The 13,847-nt window shown below is 52.2% G+C and carries 10 protein-coding genes; 4 read left to right on the forward strand and 6 right to left on the reverse strand.

The features are described 5' to 3' along the window. The first annotated feature begins 363 nt into the window (after positions 1–363). The 3 genes from carA to caiF all read left to right on the forward strand — a co-directional run bounded on the left by carA (position 364) and on the right by caiF (position 5,426). The gene (gene carA, locus FDX24_RS22580; RefSeq protein ID WP_137364970.1) at positions 364–1,512 is read left to right on the forward strand and encodes a glutamine-hydrolyzing carbamoyl-phosphate synthase small subunit; all 1,149 of its coding nucleotides are present in this window, start codon (positions 364–366) and stop codon (positions 1,510–1,512) included. Between the two features lie 17 nt (positions 1,513–1,529). Next, a complete protein-coding gene (gene carB / locus FDX24_RS22585; protein ID WP_137364971.1) occupies positions 1,530–4,757 on the forward strand; it encodes a carbamoyl-phosphate synthase large subunit in 3,228 nt (1,075 codons plus the stop codon). Positions 4,758–5,030: 273 nt separating this feature from the next. Further along, the gene (gene caiF, locus FDX24_RS22590) at positions 5,031–5,426 is read left to right on the forward strand and encodes a carnitine metabolism transcriptional regulator CaiF (protein WP_137364972.1); all 396 of its coding nucleotides are present in this window, start codon (positions 5,031–5,033) and stop codon (positions 5,424–5,426) included. A gap of 75 nt (positions 5,427–5,501) precedes the next feature. Here caiF and caiE read toward each other — a convergent pair whose 3' ends face one another. From caiE to caiT, 6 genes are all read right to left on the reverse strand, one after another. Continuing rightward, positions 5,502–6,098, reverse strand: coding sequence for a carnitine operon protein CaiE (gene caiE, locus FDX24_RS22595; RefSeq protein WP_137364973.1), 597 nt, complete (start codon positions 6,096–6,098; stop codon positions 5,502–5,504). Positions 6,099–6,104: 6 nt separating this feature from the next. Next, positions 6,105–6,890, reverse strand: coding sequence for a crotonobetainyl-CoA hydratase (gene caiD / locus FDX24_RS22600; RefSeq protein WP_042312416.1), 786 nt, complete (start codon positions 6,888–6,890; stop codon positions 6,105–6,107). Between the two features lie 54 nt (positions 6,891–6,944). Next, the gene (gene caiC / locus FDX24_RS22605; RefSeq protein ID WP_137364974.1) at positions 6,945–8,498 is read right to left on the reverse strand and encodes a crotonobetaine/carnitine-CoA ligase; all 1,554 of its coding nucleotides are present in this window, start codon (positions 8,496–8,498) and stop codon (positions 6,945–6,947) included. A gap of 62 nt (positions 8,499–8,560) precedes the next feature. Then, positions 8,561–9,778 carry an L-carnitine CoA-transferase gene (gene caiB / locus FDX24_RS22610; protein WP_048212732.1) on the reverse strand — a complete coding sequence of 406 codons (1,218 nt, stop codon included), beginning with the start codon at positions 9,776–9,778 and terminating at the stop codon, positions 8,561–8,563. Positions 9,779–9,889: 111 nt separating this feature from the next. Further along, a complete protein-coding gene (gene caiA, locus FDX24_RS22615) occupies positions 9,890–11,032 on the reverse strand; it encodes a crotonobetainyl-CoA dehydrogenase (RefSeq protein WP_003018898.1) in 1,143 nt (380 codons plus the stop codon). Between the two features lie 34 nt (positions 11,033–11,066). Further along, a complete protein-coding gene (caiT, locus tag FDX24_RS22620; protein WP_048212731.1) occupies positions 11,067–12,584 on the reverse strand; it encodes an L-carnitine/gamma-butyrobetaine antiporter in 1,518 nt (505 codons plus the stop codon). A 480-nt stretch (positions 12,585–13,064) separates the two neighbouring features. Here caiT and FDX24_RS22625 point away from each other — a divergent pair, with 480 nt between their 5' ends. Next, entirely contained in the window at positions 13,065–13,835 is a 771-nt protein-coding gene (locus FDX24_RS22625; RefSeq protein WP_137364975.1) for an electron transfer flavoprotein FixA, read from the forward strand. Positions 13,836–13,847 lie beyond the last annotated feature (12 nt).

Raw genomic sequence — 13,847 nt, forward strand, 5'->3', positions numbered from 1 at the left:
AGTTTATTTTGAATTGAATATCTTATTTTTATAAGTTTTATTGTCTTTTTGTGTTGGTTAAATGTAAATTTTGACCATTTGGTCTACTTTTTGTCTCTTGTTTCTGAGATTTAATACTCTTCCTGCCCCGCAAGCGTTTTCCACTCTAAGTTAGTTGATCTTTTTGGTGCCTGGAGGCGGGTTAATTCGTCAATGGCGCAAAATAATAATAAAAAATGTCCTTTTGGGTAGACTTTTACGTGGGCTATCTCTAGAATGCCGCCGTTTGCCAGAAATCCATAGGTAAGCAAATTTGCATTGATTCATGATGTGTTAATGAATTAATATGCAAATAAAGTGAGTGAATATTCTCTGGAGGGTGTTTTGATTAAGTCAGCGCTATTGGTTCTGGAAGACGGAACCCAGTTTCACGGTCGGGCCATAGGGGCAACAGGTTCGGCGGTTGGGGAAGTCGTTTTCAATACTTCAATGACCGGTTATCAAGAAATCCTCACTGATCCTTCCTATTCCCGCCAAATCGTCACTCTTACTTATCCTCATATCGGTAATGTCGGCACCAATGAAGCCGATGCTGAATCTTCTCAGGTACATGCGCAAGGTCTGGTCATTCGTGACCTGCCGCTGATTGCCAGCAACTTCCGCGATACCGAAGACCTCTCTTCTTATCTGAAGCGCCATAACATTGTGGCGATTGCCGATATCGATACCCGTAAGCTGACGCGTTTGCTGCGTGAAAAGGGTGCACAGAACGGCTGCATCATCGCGGGTGATAACCCGGATGCGGCGCTGGCACTGGAAAAAGCAAAAGCTTTCCCTGGCCTGAACGGTATGGACCTGGCGAAAGAAGTCACCACTGCGGAGCCGTATAGCTGGACGCAAGGTAGCTGGACGCTGGCCGGTGACCTGCCGGAAGCCAAATCTACCGATGAACTGCTGTTCCACGTTGTGGCGTACGATTTCGGCGCTAAACGTAACATTCTGCGTATGTTAGCGGACCGCGGCTGCCGCCTGACGGTGGTTCCAGCGAAAACCTCCGCTGAAGATGTTCTCAAGATGAATCCGGACGGTATCTTCCTGTCCAACGGCCCTGGCGACCCGGCACCGTGTGATTACGCGATTACCGCGATTCAGAAATTCCTCGAAACCGATATTCCGGTATTTGGCATCTGCCTCGGCCATCAGCTGCTGGCGCTGGCAAGCGGTGCGAAGACCATTAAGATGAAGTTCGGCCACCACGGCGGCAACCATCCGGTAAAAGATATTGATAACAACACCGTGATGATCACCGCGCAGAACCACGGTTTTGCGGTCGATGAAGCGACGCTTCCGGCGAACCTGCGCGTGACGCATAAATCCCTGTTCGACCACACGCTGCAAGGCATTCATCGTACTGATAAGCCAGCCTTTAGCTTCCAGGGGCACCCGGAAGCGAGCCCCGGTCCGCACGATGCCGCACCGCTGTTCGACCACTTTATCGAGTTAATTGAGCAATACCGTCAGTCCGCGAAATAATCAGGAGTAAAAGAGCCATGCCAAAACGTACAGACATAAAAAGTATCCTGATTCTGGGCGCGGGTCCGATTGTTATCGGTCAGGCGTGTGAGTTTGACTATTCCGGCGCGCAGGCGTGTAAAGCCCTGCGTGAAGAGGGTTACCGCGTTATTCTGGTGAACTCCAACCCGGCAACCATCATGACCGACCCGGAAATGGCCGATGCCACCTACATCGAGCCGATTCACTGGGAAGTAGTACGCAAAATTATTGAGAAAGAACGCCCGGACGCGGTGCTGCCAACCATGGGCGGCCAGACCGCGCTGAACTGTGCGCTGGAACTGGAACGCCAGGGCGTACTGGCTGAGTTCGGCGTGACCATGATTGGCGCGACGGCGGATGCTATTGATAAAGCGGAAGACCGTCGTCGCTTCGACATCGCGATGAAGAAGATTGGTCTCGACACCGCGCGTTCAGGCATCGCTCACACCATGGAAGAAGCGCTGGCGGTTGCCGCTGACGTTGGCTTCCCGTGCATTATCCGCCCTAGCTTCACCATGGGCGGTACCGGTGGCGGTATCGCCTACAACCGCGAAGAGTTCGAAGAAATCTGCGAACGCGGTCTGGACCTTTCCCCAACCAACGAGCTGCTGATTGATGAATCGCTGATTGGCTGGAAAGAGTACGAGATGGAAGTGGTGCGTGATAAAAACGACAACTGCATCATCGTCTGCTCCATCGAAAACTTCGATGCTATGGGCATCCATACCGGTGACTCCATCACCGTAGCACCTGCCCAGACGCTGACCGACAAAGAATATCAAATCATGCGTAACGCCTCGATGGCGGTACTGCGTGAAATCGGCGTGGAAACCGGCGGTTCTAACGTCCAGTTTGCGGTAAACCCGAAAAACGGTCGCCTGATTGTCATCGAGATGAACCCGCGCGTATCCCGCTCCTCGGCGCTGGCGTCCAAAGCCACCGGCTTCCCGATTGCGAAAGTTGCCGCCAAGCTGGCGGTGGGTTATACCCTCGACGAGCTGATGAACGACATCACCGGCGGCCGTACTCCGGCCTCGTTTGAGCCCTCCATCGATTACGTTGTGACGAAAATTCCACGCTTCAACTTCGAGAAATTCGTTGGTGCTAATGACCGTCTGACCACGCAGATGAAATCTGTCGGTGAAGTGATGGCGATTGGCCGCACCCAGCAGGAATCGCTGCAGAAAGCGCTGCGCGGTCTGGAAGTGGGCGCGACCGGCTTCGACCCGAAAGTCAGCCTGGACGACCCGGAAGCACTGACTAAAATCCGTCGCGAGCTGAAAGACGCTGGCGCTGAGCGTATCTGGTACATCGCCGATGCCTTCCGTGCTGGCCTGTCCGTCGATGGCGTGTTCAACCTGACCAACATCGACCGCTGGTTCCTGGTGCAGATTGAAGAGCTGGTGCGTCTGGAAGAAAAAGTCATTGACCTTGGCATCAACGGCCTCGACGCTGACTTCCTGCGCGTGCTGAAGCGCAAAGGCTTTGCTGATGCGCGTCTGGCAAAACTGGCCGGCGTTCGCGAAGCGGAAATCCGCAAACTGCGTGACCAATATAACCTGCACCCGGTCTACAAGCGCGTGGATACCTGCGCGGCAGAATTCGCCACCGACACTGCTTACATGTACTCCACTTATGAAGATGAGTGTGAAGCAAATCCGTCCGTCGACCGCGATAAAATCATGGTGCTGGGCGGTGGTCCAAACCGTATCGGTCAGGGCATTGAGTTCGACTACTGCTGCGTACACGCCTCTCTGGCGCTGCGCGAAGACGGTTACGAGACCATTATGGTCAACTGTAACCCGGAAACCGTCTCTACCGACTACGATACTTCCGACCGCCTGTACTTTGAGCCGGTAACCCTGGAAGACGTACTGGAAATCGTGCGTATTGAGAAGCCGAAAGGCGTCATCGTACAGTACGGCGGCCAGACCCCGCTGAAGCTGGCGCGTGCGCTGGAAGCGGCAGGTGTACCGGTTATCGGCACCAGCCCGGATGCCATCGACCGCGCGGAAGACCGTGAGCGTTTCCAGCACGCGGTTGACCGTCTGAAGCTGAAGCAACCGGCGAACGCTACCGTAACGGCTATCGAACAGGCTGTTGAGAAGGCGAAAGAGATTGGCTACCCGCTGGTGGTGCGTCCGTCGTATGTTCTCGGTGGTCGCGCGATGGAAATCGTCTACGACGAAGCCGACCTGCGTCGCTACTTCCAGACTGCGGTCAGCGTTTCTAACGATGCGCCGGTACTGCTGGACCGTTTCCTTGACGATGCGGTTGAAGTGGACGTGGACGCTATCTGCGACGGCGAAATGGTGCTGATTGGCGGCATCATGGAGCACATCGAACAGGCGGGCGTACACTCCGGTGACTCCGCATGTTCTCTGCCAGCGTACACCCTGAGCCAGGAAATTCAGGATGTGATGCGTCAGCAGGTGCAGAAACTGGCCTTCGAACTGCAGGTTCGCGGTCTGATGAACGTTCAGTTTGCGGTGAAGAATAACGAAGTTTACCTGATTGAAGTGAACCCGCGTGCGGCGCGTACCGTTCCATTCGTCTCCAAAGCAACGGGTGTTGCGCTTGCAAAAGTCGCGGCACGCGTAATGGTCGGAAAAACGCTGGCACAGCAGGGCGTCACCAAGGAAGTTATCCCGCCGTACTACTCGGTAAAAGAAGTGGTGCTGCCGTTCAACAAATTCCCGGGCGTTGACCCGCTGTTAGGGCCAGAAATGCGCTCTACCGGGGAAGTAATGGGCGTGGGCCGTACCTTCGCGGAAGCGTTCGCTAAGGCACAGCTGGGCAGCAGCTCCACCATGAAAAAACAGGGGCGTGCGCTGCTCTCCGTTCGCGAAGGCGATAAAGAGCGTGTGGTTGACCTGGCGGCGAAACTGCTGAAGTTTGGTTTTGAGCTGGATGCAACGCACGGCACGGCGATTGTGCTGGGCGAAGCGGGTATCAATCCACGTCTGGTGAACAAGGTGCATGAAGGGCGTCCGCACATTCAGGACCGTATCAAGAATGGCGAGTACACTTACATCATCAACACCACCGAAGGTCGTCAGGCGATTGAGGATTCCAAGCTGATTCGCCGTAGCGCCCTGCAGTACAAAGTGCATTATGACACTACCCTGAACGGCGGTTTCGCCACAGCAATGGCGCTGAATGCCGATGCCACTGAGAAGGTGACCTCGGTGCAGGAAATGCACGCGCAGATCAAAAAGTCATAAACACAGAGTCCGGTGATAATTGCGTTAACCGGACCTGCAATATAATCTTGAAAGGGTTTCTGTAAAGAAACCCTTTTTTTATCTCTCGTAAGGTCATTCCTGGCCAAATGCCGTTTCATAACCACATTTTCAATGTAATAAGCACGATATTGCTCACACTAATCAACATTCAAGTCGCATACTATCTTTTATATCCACAATTTTAATATGGCTTAGTTTTTATTAATTTGGACAGGCCGTAGCCAGATTTTTAATTTGTGAAATGGTGTGCTTATGTGTGAAAAATATGTTGAAAGACCGCTTTATTTGTTAATTGCTGACTGGATGATGGCTGAAGATCGTTGGATCACCGCAAAGGAAATTTCCCGCCATTTTGATATTGAACACTGCAAAGCAATTAATACGCTCTCTTATATTCTGTCGGAAGTGGGAGAAATTGTTTGTGAAGTTAAGATGATCCCTAATCAGATTGCAGGCCGGGGCTGCCAGTGCCAGCGTCTGGTAAAAGTCATCAGTATTGATTCTCACCTCTACAACCGTTTGAGCCACAATTTGCAGGAAAAAAAGGTGAGTGTGACGAAAACGCCGCGGCTGTCTGCCGTTCCGCCAACAGAGCTCAACCGTGAGCAGAAATGGCAGATGATGCTCTCCAAGAGTATGCGTCGCTAATTGTCAGTTGCCTGATGGCGGCATAAACGGTGGTTGACGCGTAGGCCGGATAAGCGTGAGCGCATCCGGCATCAATTACTGTGCTGATTTAGGTTTTACGTCCGTCGTGCCTTGCAGGCGCGGCCGGTGTTCTTCGACCCGCGTTAAGGGCTGCGTTTCGTGTAGGCTTGTTTGGCAGCGGGTTGCAAGGTCCTGATACTCTTTGGTGTTTAACCGTTTCCAGTGCAGTTCCTGGTCCGTGACTTCACGCAATACGCGAGCGGGTGAGCCGACCAGCAGTTGCCTTGCCTCCCCCTGAAATCCGGCTTTGACAAAGCTCATGGCGGCGACAATGCTCTCTTCACCAATCACTGCGCCGTCCATAATCACGCTGTTCATGCCGATCAGCGCGTCCCTACCCACCACGCAACCGTGCAGGATTGCGCCATGACCGATGTTCCCATTCTCATGCACGATGGTGTCAGTGTCGCAATAACCGTGCATGATGCAGCCATCCTGCAAGTTAGAACCTGCCTCCAGAATCAGGCGACCATAGTCACCGCGCAGTGAGGCATGTGGGCCGACGTAGACGCCAGCCCCCACGATCACATCACCAATCAACACGGCGCTGGGATGAACATACGCCTCTGGATGCACTACCGGAATCAGGCCTTCAAAGGCGTAATAGCTCATGAGATATCAGCGTCCTTTCCACACCGGATCGCGTTTTTCGGCAAACGCCAGCGGTCCTTCGAGCGCATCTTCGGAGTGCAGCACTGATGGATAGTGCTTCAGCACGCCGCTGCGGATGTAGCGGTAGCCTTCTTCCACCGGCATTTCGCTGGTCGCGCGGTAAATCTCTTTCAGCGCGGCGATAGCCAGCGGGGCGCTATTCACCAGCTGCTGCGCCAGTTCGCGCGCGCTATCCATCAGCTCGCTCTGGCTGACAACGCGGTTGACGATACCCCAACGTAGCGCTTCTTCGGCGCTCATTCGTCTGCCGGTCATCACCATTTCGTTGACGATAGCCGGTGGCAGTAGCTTCGGCAGACGCAGAACGCCGCCGCTGTCAGGCACGATCCCGAGCTTGGCTTCCGGTAGCGCGAAGCTGGCATTTTCCGCGCAGACGATAAAATCCGCCGCCAGCGCCAATTCAAAACCACCGCCAAACGCATAGCCGTTTACCGCAGCGATGACCGGTTTATCGAGGTCGAAAATTTCGGTTAAACCGGCAAAGCCGCCTGGGCCAAAATCGGCATCCGGCGCTTCACCTTCAGCTGCCGCTTTTAAGTCCCAGCCCGCAGAAAAGAATTTCTCACCGCCGCCGGTGATTATCGCGACGCGTAATTCCGGGTCATCACGAAAATTAAGAAACGCTTCGCCCATGGCAAAGCTGGTTTTGGCATCAATGGCATTGGCTTTAGGCCGGTCGAGGGTAATTTCCAGAATCGGGCCGTTACGGGTCAGATGTAATGATTCACTCATAGTTCATCTCCAGATAAATAGATTTCCCGGTAGGAGGAATTCCTACCGTGAGGGTTATTTCAGATTTTTTTTGATTATTTTTCCTGAACAATTGCGTGGCAGGTCGGTTCTGATCTCCATAAAAGAGGGAACCTTGAATTTCGCCATATTGTTTTCGCAGAAGCTGAAGAACTCGGCTTCGCTTAATGTTTCACCTTCATTAAGGACGATAAACGCTTTAATGGCTTCATCACGGATTGAATCTTTAATACCGACAACCACAATGTCCTGAATTTTCGGATGCGCAGAAATAATATTTTCCAGCTCGACGCAGGAGACATTTTCTCCGCCGCGTTTAATCATGTTGCAGCGTCTGTCGACGAAATAAAAATAGCCATCCGCATCCTGATAGCCCGAATCACCGGTATGTAACCAGCCTTCAGGTTCCAGCGCTTTGGCGGTAGCCTCCGGCTGGGCATAGTACTCTTTGAAGATTGTTTTGCCCGGCACGCCTTTAATACAGATTTCACCAATTTCTCCGGCGGGCAGGGGACGGTTGCGATCGTCACGGATTTCGGCTTCATAGCTAAAACCCACGCGGCCAATGGAGGGCCAGCGTCGTTTATCACCGGGACGGTCGCCGATAATACCGACGATGGTTTCAGTCATACCGTAGGAGGTCAGCAGCCTGACGCCAAAGCGTTCGGTAAAATCGTCTTTTTCCTGCTCGGATAAATTGAGGTAGAACATCACTTCACGCAGGTGATGCTGTCTGTCGGTTGGTGCGGCAGGTTGTACCATTAGCGTTCTGATCATCATCGGAATGCATTCGGTAACCGTCGCCTTATATCTATGCACCTGATTCCAGAACGCCCTGGCACTGTACTTTTCCAACAGCACAAAGGTGCTGCCTGCGGAGAATGCCGCCATGGCTGCCGTACACTGACAGTCGATATGAAAAGCGGGCATTACCGTCATGTAGACGTCATCATCGCGCAGGGCGATTTGCCAGGAAGTGTAGTAGCCGGCAAATCGCAGGTTGTAGTGGGTAATCACCACCCCTTTAGGTCGTGAAGTGGTGCCTGAGGTAAACAGAATTTCCGCCGTATCGTCAGTGGATAACGCAGGTGTATAGCACAGCGTGGCGGACTGACGGGATTGCAGTTGGGTAAAGTGGCTCACGCCGTCCTCAACCGGAAGTTGCTCGCCAATCAGACAGATATGATTAAGCGGTGTGGTATTTTCCAGCCGTATCTGGCGGTACATAGGATAAAACTGGGCGCTGGTGACCAGCAGGCTTACCTGACTGTTTTGCAGGATCCAGGCGCTTTCTTCGCCCAGCAAGCGGGCATTAATCGGCACCATAATGGCGCCAATTTTTGCCAGCCCAAACCAGCAAAAAATGAATTCCGGACAGTTATCCAGATGCAATGCGACCTTATCGCCCTTGCGGATCCCTAAAGAATAGAACAGGTTTGCCGTGCGGTTAATCTCTTCATTGAGCGAGGCATAGCTAAATTGCCGAACGTTTCCTTCGCAGGATTCGAAAATTAACGCCGTTTTATCTCCGTACACCCCGGCCAGGTCGTCCCACATCAGACGTAAGTTTTGTCCGCCAACGATATCCATATTGCTTTATCCACTGAAATCAGGCGTGAGCGCTAACCCACTCGCGGGTCAGCGCGTCGCGTTTATTCCTCAACTCTGGCCAGGCCTTTGCCGACCAGCTCATTTATGTCTGCTTCGCTATATCCAATATTTTTCAGAATGGCGGCGGTATCCATGCCGTGTGACGGCATGCCACGCCAGATTTTCCCTGGGTTGTTTTTAAATTTCGGCATGATATTCGGTCCTTTGCAGGTGCGACCATCCATCGTTTGCCACTGAGTAATCGATTCACGGGCAACGTACTGCGGGTTGCCTTCCAGTTCCGGAATGGTCAGCACCTTCGCGCAGGCGATATTCAGCTCAGCAAAGCGCGCCTGGACTTCGGCGATGGTGTGTGTTGCCAGCCACGCGTCCAGTTTCTCTTCCACGAGCGGGCCGTAAGGGCATTCCACGCGATGGATAAGCTGGGTGCCTTCCGGGACTTCCGGTGTGCCAAGAATGTGGGCGAGGCCAATATCTTTGAAGCACTCGTTGATTTGCGTGATGCCGACCAGCTCCATGACGATGTAACCATCGGCGCATTTATACAGACCGCAGCCAGCGTAATACGGGTCTTTGCCTTTGGTCATACGTGGGCAAATTTCGCCGCCGTTAAAGTAATCCATCATGAAGTACTGACCCATGCGCAACATCACCTCGTACATGGCGATATCAATGCTTTCACCTTTACCCGTTTCGCGGACTTTGTGCAGAGCCGCCAGCGCCGCTGTCGTTGCGGTCATCCCGGAGAAGTAATCGGCGGTGTACGGGAAGGCTGGCATCGGCTGATCAACATCACCGTTTTGAATCAGATAGCCGCTGAACGCCTGCGCGATGGTGTTGTAAGCCGGAAGATTGGTGTACTCCTCGGTACCAAACTGGCCGAAGCCGGAAAGGTGGGCGATAACCAGTTTCGGGTTATGTTCCCACAGCACTTCATCGGTAATGCCGCGACGGGCAAAGGCCGGGCCTTTACTGGCTTCAATGAAGATATCGGTGGTTTCCATCAGCTTCAGAAACGCTTCCCGACCTTCATCTTTGAAAATATTGAGCGACAGGGCGTGCAGGTTACGACGTGAGAGCTGCGGATAGTTAGGCTGTACGCGGATGGTATCGGCCCACGCAACGTTTTCAATCCAGATAACCTCAGCCCCCCATTCGGCGAACATCTGTCCGGCGAACGGACCGGCAATTTCGATCCCTGAAAAGACAACTCGTACCCCGGCAAGTGGGCCAAAGGTTGGCATTGGTAAGTGATCCATAATTTTGCTCCTGGCATTTTTTTGCGGTATGTATGCCGGATAAGCACAGCGCCATCCGGCATAATTGCCTGATGGCGACGCGAGCGTCTTATCAGGCCTACAAGGGGTCGATTAACGGTATTGCTTGAGTACCGCACGACCCAACGTCAGGATCTGCATTTCGTCAGAACCACCAGAAACACGGTCAACGCGCAGGTCACGCCAGAAGCGCGTGATGCGATGGTTACCCGCGATACCCACGCCACCCAGCACCTGCATGGCGGTGTCTACCACTTCAAATGCCGCGTTGGCGCAGAAGTACTTGCACATGGCCGCGTCGCCCGAGGTAATAGTGCCGTTATCTGCTTTCCATGCGGCTTCCAGCAGCATGTTTTTCATGGAGTTCAGTTTGATCGCCATGTGCGCGAACTTCTCCTGAATCAGCTGGAAACGGCCGATCGTTTCGCCAAACTGTACGCGTTGGTTGGCGTAGCGCGCGGCGTCTTCAAACGCGCACATTGCCGTACCGTAGTTGGTCAGCGCGACGAGGAAGCGTTCATGATCAAACTCTTCTTTCACGCGATTGAAACCGTTACCTTCCCGACCGAACATGTCTTTCTCGTCCAGCTCAACGTCGTCAAAGGTGATTTCACAGCAGCTATCCATACGCAGACCGAGTTTCTCCAGTTTGTTGACCTTGATACCCGCTTTGCTCATGTCAACGAACCACTCGGTATAAACAGGTTTATCCGGCGATGCGCCATCTCTCGCCATCACCACGATGTACGGGGTATAGGCGCTACTGGTGATAAAGCACTTACTGCCATTAAGATAAACCTTACCATTTTTACGTGTATAAGTGGTTTTCAGGCTACCAACATCCGATCCCGCTCCCGGTTCGGTGATGGCAGAGTTCCACATCTGCTTACCGGTTCCCTGGAACGCCATGATTTTATCAATTTGCTCTTGGGTACCTTCACGCAGAAAAGTGTTAAAACCGCCAGGTAATTGGTACAACACGTAAGTCGGTGCGCCAAGACGTCCGAGTTCCATCCAGACGGCGGCAACGGTGACAAAACCGGCTTCCAGCCCGCCGTGTTCTTCCGGGATCAACAGGCTATCGATGCCCATATCCGCCAGTGCTTTTACAAAACGCTCAGGGTAGACGCTGTCGCGATCGCACTCGGCAAAATAAGCTTCCCAGTTCTCACTGGCCATCAGTTCACGAATACCGGCGACAAACAGTTCCTGCTCGTCATTTAAGTTGAAATCCATCTTTCAGCCTCTTGATCAATTGGGTTAATAAGAATTACTTGTCTTTCCAGTGCACTTTGGCGTCTTTAATAAAGGACAGCGTCACCATGATGTTGACGAAGAACAGCGGACATCCTCCGGCGATAATTGCGGTCTGAATGGGCTTCAGCCCACCCAGCGCCAGCAGAACGATGCCGATGACGCCGACCAGAACGGACCAACCGATACGCACCAACAGCGGCGGTTCTTCACCATCGCGAACTTCGCGACAGGTGGACATCGCCAGGGTGTAGGAGCAGGCGTTAATTAGCGTGACGGTGGCAATAAAGCAGAGGATAAAGAATCCCCACATGGTGGCGGTGCTGAATGGCAAGGCGGCCCAGGTTTCGATAATGGCGCGCGCCACGCCGTGTTGTTCAATCAGCTGTGGGATGTTGAGAATGTTTTTATCCATCAGCAGCAGGGTATTGCTGCCAAGGACGGTCCACAGGATCCAGGTCGAAGCTGTCAGGCCCAGTACCATCCCGAAGCACAGTTCACGTACGGTACGACCACGAGAAATACGTGCCAGGAAGATACTCATCTGGATGGCGTAAATGACCCACCACGCCCAGTAGAAAACAGTCCAGCCCTGCGGGAATCCGCCTTTGCCGATGGCATCGGTATAGAACAGCATGCGCGGCAGATACATCAGCAGCATGCCGACCGAGTCGGTGAAGTAGTTCATGATGAAGCTGGCACCGCTGACAATAAACACCCAGCCCAGCATCAGGAAGCTCAGGTAGCTACGCACGTCGCTGGCGATCCTGACCCCTTTTTGCAGGCCGCAGGCTACGCAAATGGCGTTCAGAATGATCCAGCAGGTAATGATGATGGCATCTAATTGCAGCGTATGCGGAATACCGAACAGCCATTGCATACACTCGGTTACCAGCGGCGTCGCCAGACCGAGGCTGGTACCCATCGCAAAAATCAGCGCCACCAGGTAGAAGTTATCAACGATGGTGCCGAACAGCCCTTTCGCATGCTTTTCGCCCACTAACGGTACCAGCGTGGAGCTGGGACGGATCACATCCATCTTGCGCACAAAGAAGAAGTAGGCGAAGGCAACGGAGAGGAAGCTGTAGGTTGCCCACGGCAACGGCCCCCAGTGGAACAGGCTGTATGCCAGGCCTATCTCTTTCGCACCGGTGGAATTGGGCGCCAGGGCGAACGGCGGGGTAGAGATATAGTAGTAGATCTCTATAGAGCCCCAGAACAGCACCGCGGCTGAAGTACAGGAGGCGAACATCATAAAGATCCAGCTGGCGGTACTAAACTCCGGTTTTTCGTCGCCTAATTTCTTTTTGGCATACGGGCCAAAAACCAACCAGAACCAGCCGCCTAGCATGACGACCATATACCATTCAAATGCCCAGCCCCAGACATTGGTGACATAACTGAATACCGCATTAATAACGACGTTAGCGGCATCGAGATCTCTTACTGTTAGCCAACAAAGTATTCCAACTATTATTAATGGCGGAAAAAAAACCTTCGGTTCAATTCCCGATTTTCTCTTTTCATTTTTCATAAGTGAATTCCAGTGTGAAAACGAAATTTATTTAGCGAGCCCGTGAACGATCTTTTGTTTATTTATTATTAATGATTTGTTGATAACTTTTAACCTCTGGGGTCGCCTCAGTGAGTAACTCATAATGAGTATTCATTTCGGGCGATTCTGTTATCTGTGTCACACTTTTTTATGCTGGTTAATTTGCTTAAAAATCCTGTATTTTTTGTTATTAATCAGTATATTGATTGTGGTTTTTTAACTTTTTTAAGTGACTGGCGTTCAATATTGTTGAACCCGCAGACAATATTGAAAATTTTCATATTTGACGTGACTCTTTCAATATTGGTGAGGTACGTAACACTATTGAAAGTTACGAATTTCAATGTGTGACATTTTCAATATTGGTGATTAAGGTTTTATTTCCGAATTAAAGAGCGTGATATCTGTATTTAACACCGCCGATATAAATACGTTTCCTTCATGATTTCTGGAGATGCAATGAAGATAATTACTTGCTACAAATGCGTACCTGATGAACAGGATATTGCGATTAATAATACTGATGGTTCACTCGATTTCAGCAAAGCGGATGGCAAAATCAGCCAGTACGACCTGAATGCGATCGAAGCGGCTTGTCAGTTAAAACAACAGGCAGGAGAGGCCCTGGTTGTCGCCATGAGCGTCGGCGGCAAAGCGCTGACCAATGCAAAAGGGCGCAAAGATGTACTCTCCCGTGGCCCTGATGAACTGATTGTTGTCATTGACGATCAATTTGAACAGGCGCTGCCACAACAAACGGCTACCGCGCTGGCCGCCGCCGCGCAAAAAGCCGGTTTCGATCTGATTATCTGTGGTGACGGTTCTTCCGATCTCTATGCTCAGCAGGTTGGTCTGCTGGTGGGCGAAGCGCTGAACGTTCCCACGATTAATGGCGTGAGTAAAATCCTCTCTCTTACCGATAGCACGCTGACGGTAGAGCGTGAGCTGGAAGATGAAGTCGAAACACTGAGCATCCCGCTCCCGGCGGTGATCGCGGTCTCAACGGATATCAACACCCCTCAAATCCCTTCCATGAAAGCCATTCTTGGCGCGGCGAAAAAACCGGTTCAGGTTTGGTCGCCTACAGACATTGGGCTGAACAGCGTACAGGCGTATTCCGCACAGCAGGTTGCTGCGCCGAAACAGCGCGAGCGTCAGCGCGTTGTGATTGAAGGTGACGGTGAAGAACAGATTGCCGCGTTTGTCGAGAATCTTCGCAAAATCATTTAATTATCAGGGGAT

This window comes from Citrobacter sp. wls716 (assembly GCF_005280975.1).
Taxonomy (GTDB): Bacteria; Pseudomonadota; Gammaproteobacteria; order Enterobacterales; family Enterobacteriaceae; genus Citrobacter; species Citrobacter youngae.

Bases quoted from the DNA above. Each gene is read 5' to 3' on its own strand.
- caiB (WP_048212732.1), bottom strand. From the start codon at position 9,778: ATGGATCACTTACCAATGCCAACCTTTGGCCCACTTGCCGGGGTACGA.
- FDX24_RS22625 (WP_137364975.1), top strand. From the start codon at position 13,065: ATGAAGATAATTACTTGCTACAAATGCGTACCTGATGAACAGGATATT.
- caiD (WP_042312416.1), bottom strand. From the start codon at position 6,890: ATGAGTGAATCATTACATCTGACCCGTAACGGCCCGATTCTGGAAATT.
- caiA (WP_003018898.1), bottom strand. From the start codon at position 11,032: ATGGATTTCAACTTAAATGACGAGCAGGAACTGTTTGTCGCCGGTATT.
- carB (WP_137364971.1), top strand. From the start codon at position 1,530: ATGCCAAAACGTACAGACATAAAAAGTATCCTGATTCTGGGCGCGGGT.
- caiT (WP_048212731.1), bottom strand. From the start codon at position 12,584: ATGAAAAATGAAAAGAGAAAATCGGGAATTGAACCGAAGGTTTTTTTT.
- caiC (WP_137364974.1), bottom strand. From the start codon at position 8,498: ATGGATATCGTTGGCGGACAAAACTTACGTCTGATGTGGGACGACCTG.
- caiE (WP_137364973.1), bottom strand. From the start codon at position 6,098: ATGAGCTATTACGCCTTTGAAGGCCTGATTCCGGTAGTGCATCCAGAG.
- caiF (WP_137364972.1), top strand. From the start codon at position 5,031: ATGTGTGAAAAATATGTTGAAAGACCGCTTTATTTGTTAATTGCTGAC.